Annotated in this window: 29 protein-coding genes; 9 read left to right on the top strand and 20 right to left on the bottom strand. The window is 40.9% G+C overall.

Features of this window, described 5'->3' with window-relative positions:
• Positions 1-9: 9 nt before the first annotated feature.
• From OCF96_RS07175 to OCF96_RS07155, 5 genes are all read right to left on the bottom strand, one after another.
• Positions 10-414 (bottom strand): immunity protein, encoded by a 405-nt coding sequence (locus tag OCF96_RS07175; RefSeq protein ID WP_261150472.1) that lies wholly within the window; start codon positions 412-414, stop codon positions 10-12.
• 60 nt (positions 415-474) lie between these two features.
• Positions 475-1,143 carry a CPBP family intramembrane glutamic endopeptidase gene (locus OCF96_RS07170; protein ID WP_261446806.1) on the bottom strand — a complete coding sequence of 223 codons (669 nt, stop codon included), beginning with the start codon at positions 1,141-1,143 and terminating at the stop codon, positions 475-477.
• 274 nt (positions 1,144-1,417) lie between these two features.
• Positions 1,418-1,609 (bottom strand): hypothetical protein, encoded by a 192-nt coding sequence (locus OCF96_RS10260; protein WP_419991739.1) that lies wholly within the window; start codon positions 1,607-1,609, stop codon positions 1,418-1,420.
• A gap of 233 nt (positions 1,610-1,842) precedes the next feature.
• Positions 1,843-3,192, bottom strand: a complete 1,350-nt coding sequence (locus tag OCF96_RS07160) for a sensor histidine kinase (RefSeq protein ID WP_261446804.1) — start codon at positions 3,190-3,192, stop codon at positions 1,843-1,845.
• Between the two features lie 13 nt (positions 3,193-3,205).
• Entirely contained in the window at positions 3,206-3,943 is a 738-nt protein-coding gene (locus OCF96_RS07155; RefSeq protein WP_261446803.1) for a response regulator transcription factor, read from the bottom strand.
• A gap of 295 nt (positions 3,944-4,238) precedes the next feature.
• On the opposite strand from OCF96_RS07155, the gene OCF96_RS07150 reads away from it, so the two are divergent.
• Entirely contained in the window at positions 4,239-4,568 is a 330-nt protein-coding gene (locus OCF96_RS07150; RefSeq protein ID WP_261446802.1) for a helicase BlpT, read from the top strand.
• A 60-nt stretch (positions 4,569-4,628) separates the two neighbouring features.
• Here OCF96_RS07150 and OCF96_RS07145 read toward each other — a convergent pair whose 3' ends face one another.
• Positions 4,629-5,678, bottom strand: a complete 1,050-nt coding sequence (locus tag OCF96_RS07145; protein WP_261446801.1) for an ABC transporter permease — start codon at positions 5,676-5,678, stop codon at positions 4,629-4,631.
• The gene (locus OCF96_RS07140) at positions 5,675-6,406 is read right to left on the bottom strand and encodes an ABC transporter ATP-binding protein (RefSeq protein ID WP_261446800.1); all 732 of its coding nucleotides are present in this window, start codon (positions 6,404-6,406) and stop codon (positions 5,675-5,677) included. Before OCF96_RS07140 ends, OCF96_RS07145 begins: the two co-directional genes overlap by 4 nt.
• 67 nt (positions 6,407-6,473) lie before the next feature.
• Between OCF96_RS07140 and OCF96_RS07135 the strand changes: the two genes are divergently transcribed.
• The gene (locus OCF96_RS07135) at positions 6,474-6,884 is read left to right on the top strand and encodes an HIT family protein (RefSeq protein ID WP_049487995.1); all 411 of its coding nucleotides are present in this window, start codon (positions 6,474-6,476) and stop codon (positions 6,882-6,884) included.
• 9 nt (positions 6,885-6,893) lie between these two features.
• The gene (locus OCF96_RS07130) at positions 6,894-7,181 is read left to right on the top strand and encodes a hypothetical protein (RefSeq protein WP_049487998.1); all 288 of its coding nucleotides are present in this window, start codon (positions 6,894-6,896) and stop codon (positions 7,179-7,181) included.
• 25 nt (positions 7,182-7,206) lie between these two features.
• On the opposite strand, the gene dnaJ is transcribed toward OCF96_RS07130, so the two are convergent.
• From dnaJ to OCF96_RS07075, 11 genes are all read right to left on the bottom strand, one after another.
• Positions 7,207-8,343, bottom strand: a complete 1,137-nt coding sequence (gene dnaJ, locus OCF96_RS07125) for a molecular chaperone DnaJ (protein WP_001066308.1) — start codon at positions 8,341-8,343, stop codon at positions 7,207-7,209.
• Positions 8,344-8,674: 331 nt separating this feature from the next.
• Positions 8,675-10,498 (bottom strand): molecular chaperone DnaK, encoded by a 1,824-nt coding sequence (gene dnaK / locus OCF96_RS07120; RefSeq protein ID WP_000034661.1) that lies wholly within the window; start codon positions 10,496-10,498, stop codon positions 8,675-8,677.
• Between the two features lie 252 nt (positions 10,499-10,750).
• Complete coding sequence (gene grpE / locus OCF96_RS07115) at positions 10,751-11,275, bottom strand: nucleotide exchange factor GrpE (protein ID WP_000046038.1); 525 nt, start codon at positions 11,273-11,275, stop codon at positions 10,751-10,753.
• A gap of 26 nt (positions 11,276-11,301) precedes the next feature.
• Positions 11,302-12,336, bottom strand: a complete 1,035-nt coding sequence (gene hrcA, locus OCF96_RS07110; protein ID WP_261446822.1) for a heat-inducible transcriptional repressor HrcA — start codon at positions 12,334-12,336, stop codon at positions 11,302-11,304.
• Between the two features lie 160 nt (positions 12,337-12,496).
• The gene (locus OCF96_RS07105; protein ID WP_218493998.1) at positions 12,497-13,009 is read right to left on the bottom strand and encodes a DUF2812 domain-containing protein; all 513 of its coding nucleotides are present in this window, start codon (positions 13,007-13,009) and stop codon (positions 12,497-12,499) included.
• Between the two features lie 34 nt (positions 13,010-13,043).
• Positions 13,044-13,619: a DUF2812 domain-containing protein gene (locus OCF96_RS10210; RefSeq protein WP_004238824.1), complete on the bottom strand. Its 576-nt coding sequence runs from the start codon at positions 13,617-13,619 to the stop codon at positions 13,044-13,046.
• Positions 13,619-13,939: a PadR family transcriptional regulator gene (locus OCF96_RS07095; protein ID WP_000423971.1), complete on the bottom strand. Its 321-nt coding sequence runs from the start codon at positions 13,937-13,939 to the stop codon at positions 13,619-13,621. The genes OCF96_RS10210 and OCF96_RS07095 overlap by 1 nt, the downstream gene beginning before the upstream one ends.
• Before the next feature lie 122 nt (positions 13,940-14,061).
• On the bottom strand, positions 14,062-15,408 hold the full coding sequence (gene glnA, locus OCF96_RS07090) for a type I glutamate--ammonia ligase (protein ID WP_049501990.1): 1,347 nt from the start codon (positions 15,406-15,408) through the stop codon (positions 14,062-14,064).
• A gap of 36 nt (positions 15,409-15,444) precedes the next feature.
• Positions 15,445-15,801, bottom strand: a complete 357-nt coding sequence (gene glnR / locus OCF96_RS07085) for a transcriptional repressor GlnR (RefSeq protein ID WP_000659548.1) — start codon at positions 15,799-15,801, stop codon at positions 15,445-15,447.
• Positions 15,802-15,877: 76 nt separating this feature from the next.
• Positions 15,878-16,405, bottom strand: coding sequence for an FUSC family protein (locus tag OCF96_RS07080; RefSeq protein ID WP_218493988.1), 528 nt, complete (start codon positions 16,403-16,405; stop codon positions 15,878-15,880).
• 135 nt (positions 16,406-16,540) lie between these two features.
• Positions 16,541-17,737, bottom strand: coding sequence for a phosphoglycerate kinase (locus tag OCF96_RS07075; RefSeq protein ID WP_001096743.1), 1,197 nt, complete (start codon positions 17,735-17,737; stop codon positions 16,541-16,543).
• Between the two features lie 239 nt (positions 17,738-17,976).
• Between OCF96_RS07075 and OCF96_RS07070 the strand changes: the two genes are divergently transcribed.
• Positions 17,977-19,608 carry a Na/Pi cotransporter family protein gene (locus OCF96_RS07070; protein WP_261446799.1) on the top strand — a complete coding sequence of 544 codons (1,632 nt, stop codon included), beginning with the start codon at positions 17,977-17,979 and terminating at the stop codon, positions 19,606-19,608.
• Between the two features lie 97 nt (positions 19,609-19,705).
• Here OCF96_RS07070 and OCF96_RS07065 read toward each other — a convergent pair whose 3' ends face one another.
• Positions 19,706-20,002, bottom strand: a complete 297-nt coding sequence (locus OCF96_RS07065; RefSeq protein ID WP_261446798.1) for a bacteriocin immunity family protein — start codon at positions 20,000-20,002, stop codon at positions 19,706-19,708.
• 21 nt (positions 20,003-20,023) lie between these two features.
• On the bottom strand, positions 20,024-21,088 hold the full coding sequence (gene pepA, locus OCF96_RS07060) for a glutamyl aminopeptidase (RefSeq protein WP_120770573.1): 1,065 nt from the start codon (positions 21,086-21,088) through the stop codon (positions 20,024-20,026).
• A 295-nt stretch (positions 21,089-21,383) separates the two neighbouring features.
• On the opposite strand from pepA, the gene galE reads away from it, so the two are divergent.
• The 5 genes from galE (at position 21,384) to OCF96_RS07035 (ending at position 26,247) form a co-directional block, all read left to right on the top strand.
• Positions 21,384-22,382 carry a UDP-glucose 4-epimerase GalE gene (galE, locus tag OCF96_RS07055; protein ID WP_261446797.1) on the top strand — a complete coding sequence of 333 codons (999 nt, stop codon included), beginning with the start codon at positions 21,384-21,386 and terminating at the stop codon, positions 22,380-22,382.
• 143 nt (positions 22,383-22,525) lie between these two features.
• Complete coding sequence (locus OCF96_RS07050) at positions 22,526-23,485, top strand: ABC transporter permease (protein ID WP_261446796.1); 960 nt, start codon at positions 22,526-22,528, stop codon at positions 23,483-23,485.
• Positions 23,475-24,431 carry an iron chelate uptake ABC transporter family permease subunit gene (locus OCF96_RS07045; RefSeq protein WP_261446795.1) on the top strand — a complete coding sequence of 319 codons (957 nt, stop codon included), beginning with the start codon at positions 23,475-23,477 and terminating at the stop codon, positions 24,429-24,431. Before OCF96_RS07050 ends, OCF96_RS07045 begins: the two co-directional genes overlap by 11 nt.
• On the top strand, positions 24,428-25,180 hold the full coding sequence (locus OCF96_RS07040) for an iron ABC transporter ATP-binding protein (RefSeq protein WP_261031653.1): 753 nt from the start codon (positions 24,428-24,430) through the stop codon (positions 25,178-25,180). The genes OCF96_RS07045 and OCF96_RS07040 overlap by 4 nt, the downstream gene beginning before the upstream one ends.
• Positions 25,181-25,275: 95 nt before the next feature.
• Entirely contained in the window at positions 25,276-26,247 is a 972-nt protein-coding gene (locus OCF96_RS07035) for a siderophore ABC transporter substrate-binding protein (protein ID WP_261446794.1), read from the top strand.
• Positions 26,248-26,405 lie beyond the last annotated feature (158 nt).

Genomic DNA, 26,405 nt, shown 5'->3' with positions numbered 1-26,405 from the left:
CATTAGCCCCTACTTTTTATAATACTTCAAGCCCCACATGAGCAAAAGCATGATAATCAAGCAGAGAATAGCGCCAATATAGGCAATTAGTTGTTGATAGAATTCTCCTGCTGTAATCCCTCTATACAAACAAATAATAGACATAAAGCCTGTCAAACCAATAAACATAAGTTGATTGGTTCTAGGACTAACCAAATCATCATCTTCAAACTCTCTTATCCTCATTTCCCTAGTGAGGTAAACAGTGACCAAAATAGAAGCCAAGTTAATAACCACTAAAAGAAATTGGAAAACCAAGGAAAAATTTAAAAACTGACGAGATAGAAATAAATAAGTAGAGACAAGCAAAGGCAACTGACCTAGGAACAATCTCGCAAGGAAGATGTTCCGTTTTTTAGCAAGAAAAGTTTTCATTTCTTTGCTCCTTTCATATAATATCAGACGAAAAACTACACAAACTCATCGGTTCAAAACCTAAGTAGCCAGAAAAAAGAGACAGGTGACAGTAGCATTCATCAAACCATGTACAACTACACAGGAATATAGATTTCTCCGCTTTATATAGAGAATTCCTAATACAATTCCTGACACTAGATGTTGAGAGAGCATTTCTCCGTCATGAGCAAATCCAAAAAGAACAGCCGAAAGGATAATAGCAACTATGGGAGAATATTTTTCTAAACTTCCTAAAATGATTCCTCTAAAGAGTATCTCCTCCAAAAGAGGTTGAGTGAAAGTAGTTGACAACCAGAATAGAACTATGTACAAGAAACCACTTGTTTCCAAATGTTGAAAAAAGCTTAAAGAACTTGTATTATCATGGACTTTTCCAAGAACGGTCGTGAAAAATATAAAACCAACTACTAAAACCAGATTAACCAGATAAGCAAGAACAATCCATTTCAATTCTACCCACTTGATTGGTAAGCAATATAAAGTAGTCTTATCACCCCACCTCTTAATGAGACATACAAGAATAGTTAAGCATATAAAGAAAGATAGAAGGAAGAAACCAACACTGAACACATCTCCCATTACTCCGTCATAAAAACGTCTCACAACAGTTAATGGTACAACTTGAATGGCAAAAGTAAGTAAAAAGCAGGTAATTATTTTTTTTAAGATAGAAATCGATTTTTTCATAGTTTGTCCCTTTTTCAACTACTTAATAAAATATTTTTCTAATTTACTACTTCCACGAACGAAGACCCCCGCTTCCTTAACTTGAGTTTTATCTCACTTTCTGCTACAACCTTTACACTGCTAGTATAGCACTCATTTTATCCTTGGATCACTCAAATCATAAATGGTCATCAAAACATCTTGAATTGTAAAAAATTAAAAAAAGCAAGCATGAAAAACATACTTGCACTAGGGGAATTTAACAATGTGAAAATACATCGAAAGCTATTCAGCCTTACTTCCGTCTGTTCTGATAGATTCTCATGATTGCAACAAGGATACAGGCTGTCCCACTTGCCAAAACCAAGAGGGTAATGATAATGTTGATAATTTCAGGTGTCCTCTCTATTCTGTTGACAAGACGGACTAAAGACAATACTGTCAATAAGAGTAGAGCTACTGACCCTGTCCGAATTAAAGAAGCCATTCGGTTCTCAACCGCATATAAAAAGGATGGTAACATAACACAGGCTATAGCAATCACAAACAGATTACTCCCCGTTTCTTCTCCCTTATTCACCACGGAAATCATGAGAAGATTCGATGCTATAATCAACGTAGAACAGATGATAAAAAATGATTTCTTATTCATTTAATATACCTCACATACTATAGTATTTTAATTGATGACTACAGGCGGTACTTCTTTCCACAAATCTTCTAATCATCGACTGACATCGAGTGAACTGTTAAAACCTGACGAAAGACTTGATTTTGACAGGTGGTATTTAGACTGGTATTAGGATGGCTTTCCACAATTTTCATAACGGTATAGAGACCAACTCCTCTCTCCTCCCCTTTAGAACTGGCTCCAAAGGAGAAAATTTCAGAAATATCGATGCCCTCTTCTTTGATGGAGTTTTCAATGATAAAGGTCTCCTGTGCTCCATTTTTTAAAAAGGCGATTGAAACGTGAGGTTGACTGGCCTCTGCACTGGCTTCAATAGCATTGTCACAAAGGATAGACACAATGGTTAGAAAATCAAGTAGGCTCATCCCCTCTACCTGAATCTCCTCTGGAACTTCGACATTAAAGACAATGTTCTTATCTCTGGCTTTTAGAAATTTTCCTGCTAGAAGACTTTTGAGGGCTTTATCACGAATATTCACCAATCGTCCAAGGTCATATTTATTGTCCTGCAATTTTTCACTAGAATCCTTTAAGACGGAGTCGTAGACCTCTTTTATCTGCTCCATATCCTCCTCTTCAATGCCCAGACGTAAACTGGTCAAGAGGTTGGTGTAGTCATGGCGAAAGCTCCGTACTTCCTTGTAAAGTTCCTCTATATGCCGACTATAGCGTTCCATATCTCTGTAGCGCAAGGCCTGCTCTTGGTCCAATCTCTCATGAAGTTTGTCCTTCAAGTAGGTATCCAGCTTCTTGATAACCCCCATAAAAAAGAGTAGGTAAAACACTAGGATGAGATGGCGAACAGTCGTTGATTGAATACCTTGTTCATATTCAAAGAAAGATAGATTTTCCATGACTAGATAGTAAGCCCCCATTATCCAGTTAATCGTAGTCAGAGACTTTTGAAAACCTTTATCTAGAATCTCCTTTCTCAAATTAGTGAAATCATAGTCTAACCATTTCAAAAAGGCTAGAGAAATGAAGAAATTGAAAATTATTATACATAACCCAGTAAATGAGTAGTCATTATATACTTGCCCTTGTCCCAAAAATGGAAGTACAAAATAAGAAATACCTCTATAAAAGAGATTCACCAATATCATTGGAAAGAGACCATAAAAGAAAAGGAGTTTTTTAGGAAGCCCTCTTAACAATAAGAAAGACAAGCCTATACCGTACAAGGGTTCCATAAAATAAGATAGGTAATGATTTCCTACTATATAGCTAATCATTACAAAAACAAAGGCCAATAGTATCTTAAAAAGAAAAGCCTTAAAAATTCTCTCAAAAGTGAGACCAATTCCATCCACCTTAAAGAAAATGACAATTTCTAGTCCCTGAGTAACAAGTGTATACAATATAACCCAAATATTATACATAAGTTCTCCTAACTCAATGCAAGTTATTGATAGCCTCAGATACTTCCCTGACCTTATAACGCGCTATCATACAGCTTCCACCATTGGGAAAGTAAAGAAGTTTTTCTTTCTTATCCAAACGAACCACATTGGCAGGATTGATGAGAAAAGAGCGATGGCACTGCAAGAGACGGGGCTCCTGCTTGAAAACCTCCTCTAAACTCGCTGTAAATTCCAGCCTGTCTGTCTTGGTATAGAGAATAACACGATGGGCTCTGGGCGACGTTTCGAGATAGTAAACCTCTTTAAAAGGATACTGGAATTGGGCAAATTTTGATTTAAAGTAAAAGCAATCTTCCGCCAGACTCTTACTATCTTGACTATTGGCATAGAGGAGGGCTGTCTCGATCCGAGATTCAAACTCCTCTGCTGACAAAGCCTTATCAATATAGTCCAAAGCAGACACTTGGTAGCGAAAGGACAGGGGCATAAACTCCGAGTGAGTCGTCACAAAGACAATCAGGGCATAAGGATCCCGATCCCGAATCTTTCTAGCCACCTCTAGACCTTTCATCTCCTCATTTCGAATCTCAATATCCAAAAAGAATAGTTGATGCGCCCCCTTCTCATGCACCTCTGCCAGCAGTTGGTCTGGCTTGCCAAAGACCGCAAAAGAGCTGGGAGTGATATGATGTTCTTTCAAGAGTTTCTCAATCGTCGTTTCAATCCTAGTCTGTTGGGAAAAATCATCTTCTAAAACAAATATTCTCATCTTCTTACTCTCCTTGTTTCGATTTCTTCCTAAAAAGAGAATAGCAAAAATACTCTGACACAAGCCCACCAAATCTTAAACAGGCCTTTAACGCTCCTGAAATGTGTCTTGTTCCTCAAATAAGCATGATAATCTTATCACTATTTTATCATAAAATCTTAACAGTACCATTCAGGAAATTTCAATAACAATTAAAGATTTGTAGATAAAAAAGGAGATAAATGTGATAAACTGACAGTATCAAAATACAATTGCTAGAATCAAGACTAGCACCCAGATTAAAGGAGGAATTTTCATGACAGATGCAGACCCTATCAAAAGAGCTCAGGCTTTGATTACTGACTTAAACAAAGCCTACCAAGCATGTAAACAGGCAAGCGCTGACGACGTCCGCTTTCAGGAGCAATTAAACTCTATTCTTGGCTTTCTAGCCAAGGCTGAAACAGTGGATAATCGAGTCTTGATTGAACTGGAAAAATTTTACCAGACTTCCAGTCTCCTCATGGGACTCAGCGCCCTCAATCCAGATGCTCCTACTCGCGACGCTTGGCGGGCCTATGACCGCTTCCACTTTGACCAAGTCAAGACCAAGTTGAGTCTCTACGGACCAACCATTATCCTGTAGAAATAAAAGAAGCTGAGACAAACTGAACTCAACTTCTTTTTTAGTGTCATATAGGCAATGTTAGTCCTGCATCTGACGTTTGACCTGATAAGGTAGGTACAAGACTAGTAAAACCAAACCAGCTCCCAGTAAGGCTAGAAGGGCTAGTTTTTCTTGGAAGGTGATCAACCCAACAACTAATTCCACTACTAAGACCAAACTGGTCAATCCTCGGACTACCGCCTGCAAGCCTTTTTCTTTTTGCCCCTTGTCCAGTGGAAAGAGTTGGGTCAAATACTGGTAGTCAAAGGCATGATAGAGGGCCAGCAACTGGAAGAGCAAGAGATAGTTAAAGAGAACCACCACTGCTGTCGCAATCCAAGCTTGCTCGATAAAGACCTGCGCCAGTATGGAAAGCAAGAGAAGACGGAGACTGAGGGCAAAGAGGTCTCCATTTCGCAGATAAGAACGCAGATAGAGATTTTGCCAAATCTTCCCAGGAACCTTCTGAACAGCCTTTAGGATAAAGTCCAGATAGGCACGACGCTTGACGCTGTTTGAAATTCCCTTTACCTGCGTAAAGAGGGCAAAGAAACGAAGCAAAACTTGCTTACGCTTGCTTTCTTGGGAAATGACATAGTCCCAGTCCAGTCCAGTTTCTGTAAAAAATTTGCTGGCCTTTTGACGAAAGAGGAAATATTTTCCTACCCCAAATAAAAGCACATAGACCAGAAAAACTGGCAAGCCATAACCCATGGCTAAAAATAAAGGCGCAAATAAAAGCAAGAAAAGGGTTTGGACAAAGAGCCAAAAGACTAGGGAAATGCCAGTTTGACGCTTGAGATGGAGCTTGATTTCCTCTTCTCCAACTAAGAGAAAGAGCTTGTCTGGAGCCTCCATATAAGTGGCAATTCCACCCCAGAGAAAAAGTAAAACAGACGTAATTCCTACAAATAAAAGGATAGGCCAATGATTTTCAGGAAAATGTTGCAAGAGTTGACTGTACTGGTAGGCTAAAAATCCCAGCAGAACAAGCAGGAACAAGACAAAGTGGTCATTGAGAACATAGCGCAGATAACCAAGACACTCCTTACGAAAAGCCTGCTTTCTCTTTAAAAACAAGTCTTTCATAGCTCCTCCTCTTTGGTCAGAGCCAAGTAAATATCATTCAAACTAGCCTCAGGCATGTCAAAGGATTCGCGCAGTTGCAGGAGATTTCCCTTAGCACGCACCTCTCCCTTGTGAAGAATGACAAAGGCATCACACATCTTCTCCGCCGAATCCAGCACGTGGGTACTCATGAGAATAGACTTGCCTTTTTGCTTTTCCACTTCCAAAAGCTGAATCAAGTCCGCAATAGCCAGCGGGTCAAGACCAAGGAAAGGCTCATCCACGATAAAAAGACTCGGATCCACCACAAAAGCACAGATAATCATGACCTTCTGCTTCATCCCTTTTGAAAAATGAACAGGAAACCAGTCTAATTTCTGATCTAGACGGAACATTTTCAACAAAGGTTCCACTCGCTCAAAAGCCACTTTTTGCTCAATACCATACGCCATAGCAACCGTTTCGATATGTTCTCTGAGGGTCAATTCCTCATACAGACTAGGCGTCTCAGGAATGTAGCCAATCTGCTTGCGGTAGCTCGTTGCATCTTCTTGCAGTGTCAAGCCATTGATATTGATAGAACCACTATAAGGTGTCAACAGACCGATAATCTCATTGATCGTCGTCGATTTCCCAGCACCATTGAGACCGATCAAACCGACCAACTGCCCACTTTCAACAGTAAAGGACACATCTTTCAAGACAGGGACATGAACATAGCCACCTGTCAGGTTTTTAATTTCTAACATATTTTCTCCAAATCTGGTATAATGTAGCTATATTATATCAAAATTCAATACAGTAGAGGTAGATTTTATGTCAGATTGCATTTTTTGTAAAATCATTGCAGGGGAAATTCCTGCTTCAAAAGTATACGAAGATGAACAGGTTCTTGCCTTTCTTGATATCTCTCAAGTGACACCAGGACACACCTTGGTCGTACCCAAAGAACACTATCGCAATCTTTTGGAAATGGACGCTTCTAGCGCCAGCCAACTCTTTGCCCAAGTACCAAAAGTAGCTCAAAAAGTCATGAAAGCTACCAAGGCTGCTGGTATGAATATCATTGCCAACTGTGAAGAAGTCGCTGGTCAAACCGTCTTTCATACCCACGTTCACCTCGTGCCTCGCTACAGTGCGGACGATGATCTCAAGATTGATTTTATCGCCCACGAACCAGACTTTGACAAACTTGCTCAAGTCGCTGAAACTATCAAAAACGCCTAAGGAGTTGCCATGAAATTATCCAATCTACTGCTATTTGCAGGAGCTGCAGCTGGAAGTTATCTGGTCACAAAAAATCGCCAAACCATCACAGATGAAGTCTTGAATACCACTGACCGCGTTCAAGCTATCAAGGATGATGTGGATATTATCCAAAACAGCCTCCAAATCATCGACCAGCAAAAAGAACTCATCAAGGAATATCAAGAAGACCTGACTTACAAGTTTAAGGTCTTGGAAAAGGATATCCAGACTAGACTAGCTGTTATCAAAGAAACACAGGAAACTGAAGATAAGTAAAAAGAGCCCGACGGCTCTTTTTACTTTATTCTCCTTCAAAGGCATCTTTAATATGGTCAAAGAAGCCCTTTTTCTTTGGATTGACTTTCAAATCACCAGCAGCTGCGAATTCTTTCAATGCTGCTTTTTGGCGGTCGTTCAAGCCTGTCGGTGTTACGACATTAACGGTAACGTATTGGTCACCAACTGCACCGCCACGAAGGCTCGGAGCTCCCTTGCCACGTAGACGGAATTTCTTACCAGTCTGAGTCCCCTCTGGGATAACCAATTCAACATCACCGTGAACAGTTGGGATATCTACTGTATCACCAAGAGCCGCTTGGACAAAGTTGAGGTTGAGATTGTAGAAGATAGTAGTTCCTTCACGTTCAAACTTGTCGCTGGCTTCCACAGAAACCACTACATACAAGTCACCATAAGGTCCACCATTAAAGCCAGCTTCACCTTGACCAGCTAGGCGAATTTGTTGACCTGTTTCCACACCAGCAGGGATTTTGACATGTACACTATGGGCTTGTTTTTCATGCCCTGTTCCGTGACAAGTTGTACATGGATCTTTGATTTCTTTTCCGCGACCATGACAGACATCACAGGTTACTTGGCGACGCATCATACCAAGCGGAGTCTGCGTATCGACGTTAATGACACCAGCGCCATGACAGCGTCCACAAGTGACTGGACTTGTTCCTGGCTTAGCACCTGAGCCATTACATGTACTACAGCTTGCTTCACGGTTATATTTGACTTCTTTTTCAGCTCCAAAAATAGCTTCTTCAAAGGTCAAATTGACACGATACTGGAGATCATCCCCCTGACGAGGAGCATTTGGATTGCGCGAAGCACCACCACCGCCAAAGAAACTTGAGAAAATATCCTCAAAGCCACCGAAGCCACCTGCCCCGTCAAAGCCGCCGAAACCGCCAGCACCACCAAAACCACCATTGGCACCCGCAGCACCATATTGGTCATAGGCCGCACGTTTTTGGTCGTCACTCAAAGTCTCATAGGCTTCCTGAACTTCCTTGTACTTTTCCTCAGCACCAGGCTCCTTATTGATATCTGGGTGATATTTTTTCGAAAGCTTACGATAAGCCTTTTTGATCTCGTCTGCCGAAGCGTTTTTTGACACCCCCAGACGATCATAAAATTCAGTATTGTTCATAATTCAAGATACAAAGGGCGTCAAACGGACACAGCCAAAATAGGAGTTTTGACGACGGACGCTTGCGTCCTAGAAAAAACTATCTTTTTGGCACAGCCCGTAGCCCGTGTTCAATTCCCTGAACACCTTTGTTCCTTTCTATTGATATTTTGAATCAAACCTCGATTTAGGTCAGGTTCAATTCCTATATTTCATATTGATGAGACAAAACCCAAATAAATCAGGTTTAGTCCCTTTTTATCGAAAAACAGAGGCTGGGTTGCAACCTCTGGATTTCTTCTTATATCCGCCTGATTTTCAAGCTCGGGATAAAATAGTCCACTGGACTATTTTATTTTTCCGTAAACTCTCCGTCTACGACGTCATCGCCTGCGTTTCCTGTGGCTTGTGCGCCTTCTGCTCCTGCTTGAGCTTGTTGGGCTGCTGCGGCTTGTTCGTAGAGTTTCACAGCAAGTCCTTGAGCTTTTTCGTTCAATGCTTCAAGTTTTGCTTTCATGTCGTCCAAGTTGTTGTCTTCTTGAGCTTTCTTAAGGTCATCAAGAGCAGCTTGGGCAGCGTCACGTTCTGCGTCGAATCCTTTGCCTTCAGTTTCCTTGATAGTCTTTTCAGTCGCAAAGATTGCTTGGTCTACTTCGTTACGAAGGTCTACTTCTTCTTTACGTTTCTTATCTGCTTCAGCGTTTGCTTCTGCATCTTTCATCATGCGGTCAATTTCTTCATCAGTCAAACCTGAGTTAGATTGGATCACAATAGTTTGTTCTTTTTGAGTTCCAAGGTCTTTGGCCTTAACAGACACGATACCGTTCTTGTCGATGTCAAATGTTACTTCGATTTGAGGAATTCCACGAGGTGCAGCTGGGATATCTGTCAATTGGAAACGTCCAAGAGTCTTGTTATCTGCTGCCATTGGGCGTTCACCTTGAAGAACATGAATATCAACTGCTGGTTGGTTGTCTGCCGCTGTTGAGAAGACTTGTGATTTAGATGTTGGAATTGTTGTGTTACGGTCGATGAGTTTTGTAAAGACACCACCCATTGTTTCGATACCAAGTGACAATGGTGTTACGTCAAGAAGGACAACGTCTTTAACATCACCAGTAATGACACCACCTTGGATAGCAGCACCCATGGCAACAACTTCATCAGGGTTTACTGATTTGTTTGGTTCTTTACCAGTTTCAGCTTTAACTGCTTCTACAACGGCTGGGATACGAGTTGAACCACCAACAAGGATAACTTCATCGATTTCTGACAAGCTCAAACCTGCATCAGAAAGGGCTTGACGAACTGGAACTTTTGTACGTTCTACAAGGTCACGAGTCAAATCGTCAAATTTTGCACGAGTCAAAGTCATTTCCAAGTGAAGAGGTCCAGCTTCACCAGCAGTGATAAATGGCAAGCTGATTTGAGTTGAAGTTACACCAGAAAGGTCTTTCTTAGCTTTTTCAGCTGCATCTTTCAAACGTTGCATTGCCATCTTGTCAGTAGACAAGTCAATACCGTTTTCTTTCTTGAATTCTGCTACCAAGTGGTCGATAATTTTTTGGTCAAAGTCATCACCACCGAGTTTGTTGTCCCCTGCAGTTGACAATACGTCGAAGACACCGTCACCCAATTCAAGGATAGAGACGTCGAATGTACCACCACCAAGGTCAAATACCAAGATTTTTTCTTCTTTGTCAGTCTTGTCCAAACCATAAGCAAGAGCTGCTGCAGTTGGTTCGTTGACGATACGTTCTACTTCAAGACCAGCGATTTTACCAGCGTCTTTTGTGGCTTGACGTTGAGCGTCGTTGAAGTAAGCAGGAACTGTGATAACTGCTTTGGTTACTTTTTCACCAAGGTAGTCTTCAGCATAACCTTTCAAGTATTGAAGAATCATAGCTGAGATTTCTTGTGGAGTGTATTCTTTTCCGTTAGCAGAAACTTTTTCAGAAGTTCCCATTTTAGATTTGATAGAGATAACTGTATCTGGATTTGTAACTGCTTGACGTTTTGCAGCATCACCAACGATGATTTCACCGTTTTTGAATGAGACTACAGATGGAGTTGTACGGTTTCCTTCTGGGTTTGCGATGATTTTGCTTTCAGTTCCTTCAAGAACTGCAACTGCTGAGTTTGTTGTACCTAAGTCAATACCGATAATTTTAGACATGTGTTTTTCTCCTTAAATTTTATATTCTATTTTTCTTTTTGATACTCTTCTTAAGTGGCGGCGCCGTCAGAGCTTGACTTCGTCAATCTCTTTGACTAAACTTTGAGCCTAAGGTCTAAAAGTTTGCGCAAATAGCGCCACGGCGAAGAGTATCGTCTTTGGTTCGCTTCGCTCACTATTGCAAAGCCAAATATATTTTATCTTTCTTCATAGTTTATTGTCGTTTCGGACAAGTTTTTTAAGTTCTCTAGCCTAGTTGTACACCACTACCATAGCTGGGCGTAGGATGCGGTCATGGAGTTTGTAGCCTTTTTGGAAAACTTGAGCGATGGTATCTGCTGGGTGTTCATCGTCTGCTGGAAGAGTTTGGATGGCCATATGATAGTTATGGTCAAATTCACCGTCAGCTGCGATTTCTTCGATTCCTTCTTCTTTCAAAGCGTGAATCAAGCTTTCTTGCACCATTTCCAAGCCCTTCTTCACATCATCTGTCAAACCTTCAACTGCGAGTGCACGCTCAAGGTTGTCCAAAGAAGGGAGAATCGCTTTTGCCAAGTCCTGGCTACGATAACGTTGCAAATTTTGACGCTCTTCATTGGCACGGCGTTGGATATTTTGCATTTCTGCATGAGCGCGAAGATATTTATTTTCGAACTCATCTGCACGTTCATTTGCCAAGTCCAATTCAGACTTCTCAGGAGTTGTTTCTTCTACCGTTTCCACAACTTCCTCTTCTTGAACTTCTTCTACTTCTTCATTTTTTATATCTTGGGCCATTTTCGCCTCCTTTAATGATTTCAATCTTAATGTACTTCGTAATGATTACTGCTGAGGTAGCGGTAAAAATCTGTCAACTTCATGGTCAAAACACGATTGACTACATTGACTTGGTTGATTAATTGCTGATAATCCAGATTAACTGGACCGATAATGGCTAGAATTCCAACTCCCCGATAAGGAATGAGGAACTTGCTACTAATCACCGCTAGGTCGGCTAGACAGGACTCTTGACTGTCTGCAACACGAACGTTTTGCATCTGATCTTCACGCAGACCCTCACGAATCTCCAGAGCCACCTTTTGCGGTTGGTCAAAGAACTGATAAGCTGCCAGATTGGCAAAATTCAAGAGATTGACTTTGCCCGCCACCACAATGTTTTCGTTGAACATTTCCTTAAAGATATGTTCAAAGAGATCGATAACATTGTCCGTTGTTGTAAAGTAACGCTGGATAATCTGCGGAATCTCCGTCCGAATCTTGTAGTGAATATCTAGAACGGTGTGGCCGAGGAAACGTTCCTGAATGATGCTCTTCAGCTTCAGCAAATCCTCCTGCAAAAAGTTCCTTGGAATCAGAAACTGACTGGTAACCGTTCGAGACTCGTCTAGGGTGAATACCGCCAAGGCTGTATGTTGCCCCAAAACAACGATATCAAAGGCTGTCAAACGTTGCCTGCTCGGCTCAACATCCAGTGCTACTACCGTACAGCCACTCAAGTCTGTCAGCAGGTTAGCAGCCTCTTGCAGAATACCCTCCAATTTGAAGAATTCCTGATCAAAGGCTTTGACAATCTCATATACCTCATTTTCAGCTAGTCGGTCAAAATCCAGTGAGTGTTTCACATAGTACTGAAAACCAGCAACACTTGGCATCCGACCACTTGAAGTATGGGCCTTCTCAAGCAACCCTTGCTTTTCTAGAGCCGCCATGTCATTACGAATGGTTGCACTGCTAGAGTTAATAGACTCTTGCAAGGCTTTGGATCCGACAGGTTCGTGCGTTTTGGTAAAGATGTCAATAATCAGATTTAAAATATCCTGCTGACGCTCTGTAACCACCTCATCACTCCTCTCTGTCTGATCGATTAGCACTCGATACACTCAAGTGCTAACTTATGATTCTATTATACACCCTTAAAAGAGAATGTCAAGACAAAAACTCAAAAAATTAGCACTCTTTTGCCAAGAGTGCTAAAAATCAGTCTAAAGACCTAGAACCTTACTGTTTATCTACTCGGTATGCCCTTTTAAGCCTTAAATAGCCATGAATTAAATAAGAAATCATAAAGGCATATAAAAGAAAAATAACGAAGAAAGACATAGAAAGTTCTTCTTTAAATAAACTTATACAAACAACCAAACCACCTAAGAAAGTAGCTGCACATGAACGAAATCTATATCGCATAACTTCCCATCTGAGCCCCTTACTCATATAGACTTGATCCTCTGGAAGTATATTAGAAGCCGGTTTACGAAAAATTGAATAAAAACCTCTTTCTATCAATTCCCAACCTCTATTTCTAAAATCTTGCAGTTCATGCTTATATTTTTTAAGAAATCTAGAATCATAGATACGGTAGATGACATCGTCTGGTTGACATTGGTCAAAATAGAAAAAACCAAAACGACTCGTTCTATACCTCCAACCTTTCAAGTGCATCTCATGTAAATATTCTTCTTTCTTATCCTCATCAAGAATCGTAAAAATCCGAAATTGTAGTTTGCTTTTCATCATCGCACCTCCAAATTAGAAAACATGCATGGTTTTATTTATCAGATAATTCTTTCCACTTTTGAAACAATCTCCAAAAAATATAAGACATCTGAATCGAATGAACTATCAATAAAACACCATCTATTATAACAATCAAAAACATTTCCCAACTGAAAGAACTACCTCCAGTGACAAACTTTGAGAAAACCGGTAGTAGAGCTAAAAAGAGAAGCAAAATAGGAAGCATCCGCCTCGTTAAAATCCGTTTGACCATAGCTAGCTTCCCGGCCGCGTCATTATAAATTTCAAACTCGGCATCCAACTCAATTCCAGAATGAAGCTTTCTAAAGTAGGAAAAACCATTAAAGTCTGTAATATGCTCCCATCCACAGTCTTTAAATAATTGTAAATAGGAGGCTCTCTCTGATTTTTTCATAGGATAAAAGTCCAACTGATAAGACACCTGCTCCGGTTGGCACTTTTCAAAAGTATACTTAACCGCAACTACTAAGTTAGAGTAGGTCACTTCCTTGAGTTTCCAGCCCTCAGCATGCATTTTTCTAAGATATAAAGCCTCTCTATCATAATCCGCAATGGTAGCAATTCTATAAACAACCTTCTTTTCCATCATCTTTCCTCCAGACTGTTTCTATAGAGCCGTTCAATACGTTTCAATTCAATATCTAAGACTTTTCTTCCCAAGTCTGTAATCTGATAGATTTTACGCTTCTCCTCTTCTCGGACAAAGGAAATCAAACCATCCTTTTCCATTTTTGACAAGGTTCCATACATAGTTCCAGGACTAATCGAAACTTGCAAATCTGTCATCTCCTTGACCTTTTGCGTAATACTGTACCCATGACCTTCCTTTTGCAGACAGAACAAGATATAAAAGCCCGTTTCCGTCATCGGAAGATAAACTCGACGAATCTTATCCGTTAATTCCATTTATAGCTACCTCCTATCCAGTTCGATATATCGCACTTCGTTATATAAAATATATCACACCTCGATATAAAATACAAGAAAAAAAGATTATCCTCACGGACAATCTTCCTTCTATATTAGTATTAGTAAAGGTCTAAATAATTATCAATTTCCCATTGTGAAACGAAGGTTGCATAACTTGCCCATTCGATTCGTTTGGCTTCAAGGAAACTAGTATAGATATGTTCTCCGAGAGCCGCTATGACAACTTCATCTTCTGTCAAAGCTTTCAAAGCGTTGTGAAGGGTTGATGGAAGGTCTGTAATACCAGCTTCCTTACGCTCTTCTGCTGTCATGATGTAGATATTTTCTTCGATAGGAGCTGGTGCTTCGATTTTATTCTCAATACCATGCAAACCAACTTCCAACAGCACAGCCATAGCGATGTAAGGGTTCGCCATTGGATCCACTGAACGCAACTCAAGACGAGTTCCCATACCACGTGAAGCAGGCACGCGCACAAGTGGCGAACGGTTACGACCAGCCCAAGCAATATAAACAGGCGCTTCATAACCTGGAACCAAACGTTTGTATGAGTTAACCGTTGGGTTCATGATGGCAGTATAGTTGTAGGCATGCTTAATCAAACCACCAAGGAAATGGTAGGCCGTTTCTGACAACTGCATTCCTTTTGGATCATTTGGATCAAAGAAGGCATTGTTTCCTTCTGCATCAAACAAGGACATATTACAGTGCATACCTGATCCGGCAATACCAAATTTTGGTTTGGCCATAAAGGTTGCGTAAAGACCATGTTTGCGAGCAATGGTTTTAACAACGAGTTTAAAGATTTGAATCTTATCACAAGCACGGAGAACTTCATCGTACTTAAAGTCAATCTCATGTTGTCCAACCGCAACCTCATGGTGACTTGCTTCTACTTCAAATCCCATTTTGGTCAAGACATTGACAATCTCACGACGTGTATTGTCCGCAAGGTCAGTAGGCGCCAAATCAAAGTAGCCACCCTTGTCATTTACTTCAAGTGTTGGGTCTCCATTTTCATCAAGTTTAAATAGGAAGAATTCTGGTTCTGGTCCAAGGTTGAAGGACTTGAATCCCACTTCTTCCATGTGACGAAGAGCACGTTTCAAATTGCCACGAGGATCACCTGCAAATGGCTCACCTTCTGTTGTATAGACATCACAGATCAAACCTGCAACACTTCCATTTTCATCTCCCCAAGGGAAGACTGTCCATGTATCCAAGTCAGGGTACAAGTACATATCTGACTCATTGATACGTACAAAACCTTCAATAGAAGATCCATCAAACATAGCCTTATTTGACAAGACTTTATCTAACTGTTCATCTGTAGCAGGAATTTCGACGTTTTTCATGGTTCCCAAAATATCTGAGAACATGAGACGAATAAAGGTAACATTTTTTTCCTTGACTTCACGACGAATATCTGCAGCTGTGATTGGCATGAGTTTTCTCCTTAATGTATAACTACTTGCGGTTGCCTAACCGCGACCAAAAGGTGACCGTACTGAAGCAAAGCGACCCTGTTGGAGGAGTTCATTATGAAGTGCACGACGCACCTCAGTCTGACTCACCGCTTTCTTGGATTTCGCTTCACGTTCAGCATATTTTTTCTTGATGGCAGCGATATTATAACCTTCAGAGATATAATCTTTGATTTCAAGCAGACGATCCATGTCATTCAAGGAATACATGCGACGGTTCCCTTCGTTTCGATCAGGCTTAATCAACTCTTGATCTTCATAATAACGAATCTGACGCGCCGATAGGTCGGTCAACTTCATAACACTGCCGATAGGAAAAACAGCCATATTTCGGCGAAATTCTTTTTCCTTCATTTACAATTTCCTTCTTTCTGTCTATTATAGTCTAAAAAAAGACAAACGTCAATTGATAATGTTATAAAATGTAACATTATTTTTCTTTTTTCTCTAAAATGAGCCGAATACGATCAATATCGTAATTTACGAGAATTGCGACAAAAACTCCCATGAAAGTTTCTGATACACGCGCAAACACGTACAAAATCGTTTCCCCACTCGGAATTGATAAGGTAATGATTAACATAGCTGCTACACCACCAATAACCCCTGCTTTGTTATTCATGGCTACATTTGTCATAATGGTTAACATGGTGCAGATTGGAACAACAACTAAGGTTACCCAAAAGGCTTCGTGGAAAAAACTATTTATTAGGAAGAAAACCAAGGCATAGAGGCCACCGATACTATTTCCTAGAATACGCGAAGTCCCAAAATGAACACTCTTATCAAAACTCTCCCTCAAGCTAAAAACGGCTGTCAAAGCACCGATTTGAAGACCTTTCCAACCAAAAAAGCCAAAAATCAAGAGAACTAGAAAAACAGCAATACCTGTTTTAAAGGTTCGCATACCAAGTTTGAACTGGGATTTATCGAATTTATATTTTTTAAAATAACTCATAATCTCAACTTTCTATTTCCATTTTATCATAATTTGGGTGATTTTATGAGCAATAGTTGAGAGGAAGCGTTTTTATTTTGAGCAAAAGAAAAGAGGAACTTTCATCCCTCTCTTCTTTGATTCATTTATGAAATCTTATTTTTCTGTCAATGCTGCAAGTCCTGGAAGAACTTTACCTTCAAGAAGTTCCATTGATGCTCCACCACCAGTAGAGATCCATGAGAATTTGTCTGCGCGACCAAGGTTGATTGCTGCGGCAGCTGAATCACCACCACCGATGATTGATTTAACGCCTGGTTGTTTCACGATAGCGTCCATCACACCGATTGTTCCAGCTTGGAAGTCAGGGTTTTCAAACACACCCATAGGTCCGTTCCATACAACTGTTTTGGCACCAGTCAAAGCTTCATCAAATTTAGCGATAGATTTTGGACCGATGTCAAGACCAAGGAAGCCTTCAGAAACTGCTTCACCTTCAGTGTCACGTACTTCAGTGTAACCAGCAAATGCGTTAGCTTCTTTTGAGTCAACTGGCAAGATCAATTTACCGTTAGCTTTTTCAAGAAGAGCTTTAGCGACATCCAATTTGTCTTCTTCTACAAGTGAGTTACCGATTTCGATACCTTGTGCTTTGTAGAATGTGTAAGTCATACCACCACCGATAAGAACTTTATCAGCTTTTTCAAGCAAGTTTTCGATAACACCAATCTTGTCTGAAACTTTTGAACCACCAAGGATAGCCACGAATGGACGTTCTGGAGTTTCAACTGCTTCTTGGATGTAGGCAATTTCGTTTTCAAGAAGGAAACCAGCAACTGCTTTTTCAACGTTTGCTGAAATACCAACGTTAGATGCGTGTGCACGGTGAGCTGTACCGAATGCATCGTTTACGAAGATACCATCTCCAAGTGATGCCCAGTATTTACCAAGTTCAGGATCGTTTTTAGATTCTTTCTTGCCGTCAACATCTTCGTAACGAGTGTTTTCAACCAAGAGAACTTGTCCATCTTCAAGAGCGTTGATAGCTGCTTCCAATTCAGCACCACGAGTAACACCTGGGAAAACAACGTCTTGGCCCAATTTAGCTGCCAAGTCTGCTGCTACAGGAGCAAGTGATTTACCAGCTTTATCAGCTTCTTCTTTCACACGTCCAAGGTGAGAGAAAAGAATTGCACGTCCACCTTGTTCGATGATGTACTTAATAGTTGGAAGAGCTGCTGTGATACGGTTGTCGTTAGTGATTACGCCATCTTTCAATGGTACGTTGAAGTCAACACGAACGAGGACTTTTTTCCCTTTCAAGTCAACGTCTTTAACAGTAAGTTTTGCCATGTTACAAAAACCCCTTTATTTATTTTATTCGAAACTATTATATCACACTTTGGAAATATAAGGAAAGATTTCACAAGATTTTTCGATATTTAATCTTTGTGGCATGCTAGAGTATATTATTTTTGCTTTTTCTAACGAATTTTCTTTCTAAAATCTTAGCTTAACACTTGTTAGATTTACTTTTATCCTTTAAAATAGAATAGGAGAAATTCCGTTATTATTTTTCGGAGGAAAAAGAAATGTCCATTAATTGGCAGGAAATTTTATTTCACTTTTTAGGTGGTCTGGGACTATTCTTATATAGTATCAAGACCATGGGAGACGGTTTGCAACAAGCTGCTGGAGATCGCCTTCGTTTTTACATTGACAAATATACCAGCAATCCGTTCTTCGGTGTGCTAGTTGGTATCGGTATGACGGCGCTAATTCAGTCAAGTTCTGGTGTCACAGTCATTACAGTGGGGCTAGTCAGCGCAGGACTTTTGACCTTGCGTCAAGCTATCGGTATTGTCATGGGTGCCAATATTGGAACTACCGTTACATCCTTTATCATCGGTTTTAAGCTAGGAGATTACGCCTTACCAATGCTTTTCATCGGAGCGATTTGTCTCTTCTTCACCAAGAATCGCTCTATCAATAACATCGGACGTATCATTTTTGGTGTAGGTGGTATCTTCTTCGCTCTCAATCTTATGAGCGGTGCAATGGAACCTCTAAAAGACCTGCAAGTCTTTAGAGACTATATGGTTGAACTAAGTAAGAGTCCTATTCTAGGTGTCTTTGTCGGAACTGGACTAACCCTACTCATTCAAGCTTCTTCCGCAACTATCGGTATCCTACAGAATCTTTACGCAAGTGGTTTGATTGATCTACAAGGTGCCTTACCAGTCTTGTTTGGTGATAATATCGGAACGACCATTACAGCTATTATTGCTTCTCTTGGAGCCAATATCGCCGCCAAACGTGTTGCTGGTGCCCATGTCGCCTTTAACGTGATTGGTACGGTTATCTGTATTGTCTTCCTTGTACCTTTCACTGGCTTGATTCAATGGTTTGAATCTACACTCAATCTGGCTCCAGAAATGACCATTGCCTTCGCCCACGGAACCTTTAATATCACAAATACTATTATCCAATTTCCCTTCATCGGAGCCTTGGCCTACTTCGTAACCAAGCTCATCCCTGGTGAAGATGAAATTGTGAAGTACGAGCCACTTTATCTTGATGAACATTTGATTAAACAAGCTCCATCAATCGCCCTCGGAAATGCGAAGAAAGAGCTCCTTCACTTAGGAAATTATGCTTCTAAAGCCTTTGACCTTTCATACAACTACATCATTGACCTTAATGAAAAGGTTGCTGAAAAAGGCCACAAGACGGAAGAAGCCATCAATACCATTGATGAAAAATTGACTCGTTACCTCATTACTCTTTCAAGTGAGGCCCTTAGCCAAAAAGAAAGTGAAGTGCTGACCAACATCCTAGATTCATCCCGCGATTTGGAACGGATTGGAGACCACGCAGAAGCGCTAATTAACCTGACTGACTATCTTCAACGTAAAAATGTTGAGTTCTCTGAAGCTGCTTTGCAGGAATTGGCTGATATCTATCAAAAAACCACTGGCTTTATCAAGGATGCACTTGATAGTGTGGAAAACAATGATATTGAAAAGGCTCAAAGTCTGATTGAACGCCATAAAGAAATCAACAATATGGAACGTGTTCTCAGAAAGACCCACATCAAACGCCTCAACAAGGGTGAGTGTTCAACACAAGCTGGGGTCAACTTTATCGACATTATTTCCCACTACACTCGTGTGTCAGACCACGCTATGAATCTAGCGGAAAAGGTCATCGCTGAACAAATCTAAGATCCAAGAAGCTATCCTAAATAGGATGGCTTTTTTCTTTTCCTAATCAAGAATTGCTTTTTTTACATATAGAAAAATGCTTTGATTCACAATGGAATCAAAGCATTTTAAAGAGTTCCCCATACATAATCGCAGAAGCTGCGGTTCCTCTGTACTTAGCTTCTTCTCTTTTGATAAAGCGAGCTAAGTTGAGTAACTCAGGTGCTGAATGTTTGGGATTTAGGAGCAATTCACGATTGACCAGACCTGAGAGACGAACTGCCAACAATTGCTCATTTGTAGTAGGCAGTTTTTTAGCAGTCTCTAGGAGAGCAGCAACTAAATCTTCACTCAAATCATGTCGAGCATGATTGTAAAGATCTTTTATAAGGCTTTCTAGGTTTGGTTCTACCATCCCAACCACCTCCCTTATGGTTTAATAATTTTTAATCAAATCAACTGTTGAACGATCCAATTTCTTCACCAAAGCTTGTAAGAAAGCTTGAGCTTCTAGGAAGTCATCCATAGCATAGAGGGTTTGGTGAGAATGGATATAACGAGCGCAGACACCGATAGTTGTTGATGGAACACCACCATTTTTCAGATGAGCTGCTCCTGCATCCGTTCCGCCTTTTCCACAGTAATATTGGTACTTGATACCAGCTTCCTCAGCTGTTGTCAAAAGGAAGTCCTTCATCCCTGGGAGAAGCAAGTGACCTGGATCATAGAAACGAATCAAGGTTCCATCCCCAATCTTGCCTTGACCTCCATAGACATCACCAGCAGGTGAACAGTCAACTGCTAAGAAGACTTCTGGATCGAATTTAGTTGTGGAAGTATGAGCGCCACGGAGACCAACTTCTTCTTGGACGTTAGAGCCAAGATAGAGTTCATTTCCGAGTTTTTGACCTGACAGAGCTTCCGCCAACTCGCTAACCATAAGAACACCGTAGCGGTTGTCCCAAGCTTTTGAGATAATATTTTTTTCATTGGCTGTTAAGATTGCAGAACTATCTGGTACGATGGTGTCACCAGGACGGATGCCAAAGCTTTCTGCCTCAGCCTTATCCGCAAAACCACCATCAAAGACGATATCTGCAATGGCTGGCATGGTTGGCCCACCCTTACCACGAGTCAAATGTGGAGGGACAGAACCTGAAATCACAGGAATTTCACGACCATCACGAGTCAGAAGTTTGAAACGTTGGCTGCTGACAACCATTGGGTTCCAACCGCCGATTTCTACAACACGGAAGGTACCATCTGGCTTAATTTCGCTGACCATAAAACCAACTTCATCCATATGAGAAGCGACCAAGACACGCGGTGCATTCGCAGCTTCTGAATGTTTAATCCCGAAAATACCACCCAAGCCATCTGTCACCACTTCATCCACATGCGGTGTCAACTTTTCACGAAGATAGGCACGGACAGGCGCTTCATGACCTGAGATAGCAGCAAGTTCTGTTACTTCTTTGATTTTTGAAAATAATGTTGTCATTTCAGTTCCTTCTTTCTTTCATCCATTTTACCACTTTTTATAGGAGAAGGATAGCGGGAAGGTGGATTTCTAAGTTAGTATCTTCGTCTTGCTCTATCTCAGAAATGGATAGTATTCTCTTGCATTTGAAGTGAAATCTAAAAAACATTCCAAGATTAAGTCGAAACTTTATTTCCAAACAAAAAAACAATCCGATACCGAAATCGTTCAAATTTTTCATGAAATTTACAGAAAATAGTTGACTTTCCTTTCTTATTTCTTTAAAATAGTACAAAACTAGAAAAAGGAAAAAATCATGACCAAAACAATTCTTGTTACAGGTGGAGCTGGCTACATTGGCTCCCATACCGTTAAAGCTCTTTTAAATGCTGGCTACCAGGTTCATGTCTTAGATAATCTTTCTACAGGAAATCGTTCGTCTGTAGATAGTCGTGCTAGCTTTAAACAACTGGATGTTTATGATGCTAGTGCCTTAAAAGCCTACTTGGAAGAAAACAAGATTGACGCTGTTCTCCATTGTGCAGGTGAGATTGTTGTGAGCGAAAGTATTGAAAATCCAAGCAAATACTTCACTGCCAATGTTGCGGGTATGAACCAAGTTCTCAAAGTCTTATCTGAAGTTGGCATTCAAAAAATTATGTTCTCTTCAACTGCTTCCCTCTATGGTAATAACTGTATTGACAAGCCAGCTACTGAAGATACCTTGCTCGACCCTGTCAACCCTTATGCAGAGACAAAACTGATGGGCGAACGAATGATTTACTGGATGGCTAATCGCTACGATTGGAAATATGTTATTTTCCGTTACTTTAATGTTGCTGGGGCTGAAATGGATGCTTCAAACGGTCTACGTGTGAAAAATCCAACTCACATCATTCCCAATATCAACAAGACCGCATTGGGACAAAATGATAGCCTAAAAATATTTGGAGATGACTATGATACACGCGATGGTTCATGTATTCGAGATTACATTCATGTCTTGGATCTTGCACAGGCTCATGTTAAAGGAATGAACTACCTATTTCAAGAAAACAGTTCTTCTCAAATCTTTAACTTAGGAACTGAAAAAGGCTATACCGTCAAAGAAATCTTTAAAACTGCCGAAGAATTACTGAATCAAAAAATACCACACGAAATTGTTGCTCGCCGTGCTGGTGACCCAGCCAGCGTCCTAGCAGACGCATCAAAAGCTAAAAAATATCTTGATTGGAAGGCTAGCTACTCTCTTGAAGATATTATTTTATCGGATTATCATTGGCGTGTTAAAGAAGGTAAAAACATTTTAGAATAGGAAAACAGAGGAGAAGGTCCTGGTACTCTCTCCTTGTTTTATTCATTAAATTGTCAGAAAATTTATTGACAGATTAAAGAAATCGTGTTACAGTAATATCCGCAGGTATCTTTCGATATCAAATCTACATGAAAGGACGGGGTATGAAACTTTCTCATTATTTAATTGGCTTACTTCTACTCCTAGTCTTTCTCTCTATTAGCATTGGGACCAGTGATTTTTCATGGGGAAAACTTTTTGCTCTGGACCATGAAACTTGGCTTCTATTTCAGGAGTCACGTCTCCCTAGAACCATCAGTATTCTCCTGGCAGCCTCTAGTATGAGCATGGCAGGACTCCTCATGCAGACCATAACTCAAAATCAGTTTGCTGCTCCAAGCACAGTTGGAACGACTGAAGCCGCCAAACTGGGAATGGTGCTGAGCCTCTTTGTCTTTCCATCAGCTAGTCTGACCCAAAAGATGCTCTTTGCTTTTGTTTCATCCATCGTATTTACCCTCTTCTTCCTAGCCTTTATGGCCATTTTTACTGTAAAGGAAAGATGGATGTTGCCTCTGATTGGGATTATCTATAGCGGAATTATTGGTTCTATGACAGAAGTTATCGCCTACCGTTTCAATCTAGTTCAGAGTATGACAGCTTGGACCCAGGGCTCCTTCTCCATGATTCAGACCCATCAGTATGAGTGGCTCTTCTTAGGCCTCATCATCCTGATAGCCGTTTGGAAATTATCCCAAACCTTCACCATCATGAATCTAGGGAAAGAAACCAGCGAAAGTTTGGGGATTTCCTACTCCCTACTTGAAAAACTAGCTCTCTTTCTGGTTGCGCTAACGACAAGCGTCACCATGATTACCGTGGGTGGCTTGCCATTTCTTGGAGTCATCGTTCCCAATCTTGTTCGCAAGCACTATGGAGATAATCTAAGTCAAACCAAACTCATGGTCGCACTGGTAGGTGCCAATCTAGTTCTGGTCTGTGATATCCTATCCCGAGTTCTAATTCGACCCTATGAGTTGTCTGTCAGTCTTCTACTAGGAATCATTGGTAGCCTCGTCTTTATCCTACTTCTATGGAGAGGGGGACGAAAAGATGCAGTTTAAAAGCAAACATACCAAACTCTTCGGTCTTCTCATTATTCTGGCCATCGGAGCTTGTCTCCTCTATTTTTGGCCCATCACTCACTTGTCAGCCTTTGCTTGGAAGTTGCGTTCCCAAAAGATCATCGTTTATCTCTTGGTAGCCATCGCGACTGGGATTTCGACTATTAGTTTTCAAACCTTGACAGAAAATCGCTTCCTGACACCTAGTATTTTAGGAATCGAATCCTTCTATGTCCTACTGCAAACTCTGCTACTGGTTTTTGAAAGCAAGTTTCTTCAACTTGGCAAGTATCCCATCTTAGAATTCCTAGTTTTGCTTCTGCTTCAATCCCTCTTCTTTCTTGCCTTACAAGGCTACTTGAAGACACTGATGAAACAAGACCTGGTCTTCATCCTGCTAATCTGTCTAGCCCTCGGAAGTCTCTTTCGAAATATCAGTACCTTCCTTCAGGTCCTGATGGATCCAAACGAATACGATAAACTGCAGAACAGTCTCTTTGCCTCCTTTCAACATCTCAACACTTCCATCCTAGCCATCGGCTCTCTAATCATCCTTGCTTTGACAGTCTTTTTCTTCCGGAAAGCAGTCACTCTGGATGTCTTGCACCTACAAAGAGAAACGGCTCACATACTGGGCCTCGATGTTGAAAAAGAACAGAGAGAACTCCTCTGGGGTATCGTGCTTTTGACCTCAACTGCCACTGCCTTGGTAGGACCTATGGCCTTCTTCGGCTTTATGCTGGCTAACCTCACCTACTTAATCGTCAAAGACTATCGACACAAGTTACTCTTTATCGTAGCCATTCTGATTGGATTTATCAGTTTGACCTTGGGGCAAACCCTCATCGAACGAGTCTTTGCGCTGGAAATTCGCATCAGCATGATCATCGAGAGCGTGGGTGGCCTTTTATTCTTTATCTTACTATACAGGAGGGCGCGTCAGTGAAACTGGAAAACATTGGCAAATCCATTCAAAAACAGGATATTTTGCAAGGCATTTCGCTTAAAGTCAGTCCTCAAAAACTGACAGCCTTTATTGGTCCAAATGGTGCTGGAAAATCGACTCTCCTCTCCATCATGAGCAGACTTACCAAGAAAGATCAGGGAATTCTCAGTATCAAAGGCCGTGAAATCGAGAGCTGGAATTCGCAAGAACTGGCTCAAGAACTGACTATCCTAAAGCAGAAAATCAATTACCAAGCCAAATTGACTGTTGAAGAACTGGTCAGTTTTGGACGTTTTCCCTACAGTCGAGGTCGACTGAGACAAGAAGACTGGGAAAAAATCCGAGAAACTCTGGACTATTTAGAACTGACCAACTTAAAAGACCGCTACATCGATAGCCTGTCTGGAGGACAACTCCAGCGGGTCTTTATCGCTATGGTACTGGCCCAGGATACAGACTTTATCTTGCTGGACGAACCACTCAACAATCTCGATATCAAGCAAAGTGTCAGTATGATGCAGATTCTTCGGAGACTGGTGGAAGAACTCGGCAAGACCATTATTATCGTCCTCCACGATATCAACATGGCCAGTCAGTATGCAGATGAAATTGTTGCCTTCAAAGATGGCCAAGTCTTTAGCAAGGGAACAACCAATCAAATCATGCAGGCTGACCTCCTCAGTCAACTTTATGAGATTCCCATCACGCTAGCTGATATCAATGGCAAGAAGATCTGTATTTATAGCTAGTAACATAGAAACTCGTGTTAGAAGAAACTTTGTCTCTTAGTCAATAAGACCAAGAGATTCTCTAAATCGTTATCACATTTTAAAAAGGAGAAATTATGAAAACATCCCTTAAACTTTACCTTACTGCCCTAGCAACCAGCTTCTTGCTCCTACTTGGTGCATGTAGTACAAACACAAACTCAAGCACTAGTCAGTCAGAAACAAGCAGTTCTGCTCCAACAGAGGTAACCATTAAAAGTTCACTAGGTGTAGTCACACTTTCAAAAGTCCCTGAAAAGATTGTGACCTTTGACCTCGGTGCTGCGGATACTATTCGCGCTTTAGGTTTTGAAAAGAATATCGTCGGAATGCCTACAAAAACTGTTCCGACTTATCTTAAAGACCTAGCTGGAAAAATTAAAAATGTTGGTTCTATGGTTGAGCCAGACCTAGAAGCCCTTGCTGCTCTTGAACCAGACCTAATTATCGCTTCACCACGTACCCAAAAATTCGTAGATAAGTTCAACGAAATCGCTCCGACTGTTCTCTTCCAAGCAGGCAAAGATGACTACTGGACTTCTACCAAGACTAATATCGAATCCCTAGCAAGCGCCTTCAGCGAAACAGGTACACAGAAAGCCAAGGAAGAATTGGCCAAGCTTGACAAGAGCATTCAAGAAGTCGCAACTAAAAATGAAAGTTCTGACCAAAAAGCCCTTGCCATCCTCCTCAACGAGGGAAAAATGGCAGCCTTTGGTGCCCAATCTCGTTTCTCTTTCTTGTACCAAACCTTGAAATTCAAGTCAACTGACACTCAATTTGAAGACTCTCGCCACGGACAAGAAGTCAGCTTTGAAAGTGTCAAAGAAATCAATCCTGACATCCTCTTTGTCATCAACCGTACCCTTGCCATCGGTGGGGACAACTCTAGCAACGACGGGATCCTAGAAAATGCCCTCATCGCTGAAACACCTGCCGCTAAAAATGGTAAGATTATCCAACTAACACCAGACCTCTGGTATCTAAGTGGAGGCGGACTTGAATCAACAAAACTCATGATTGAAGACGCACAAAAAGCCTTGAAATAAGCTACTTTAAACTCAATCACATCTTTACATGATAAAACGCATCCTATCAAGCTCACTCAAACCTGATAGGATGCGTTTTTAGGCTCTATAATATTTGTAGTGGGTAAATCCCCTATAGATATTATGGAGCCTATTTTTGTGTAGAAAAAAAGTCCCAT

The sequence above is a fragment of the Streptococcus mitis genome, from assembly GCF_946190065.1.
GTDB classification, from domain to species: domain Bacteria; phylum Bacillota; class Bacilli; order Lactobacillales; family Streptococcaceae; genus Streptococcus; species Streptococcus mitis_DE.
This window is presented reverse-complemented; position numbering and strand designations above follow the sequence as displayed.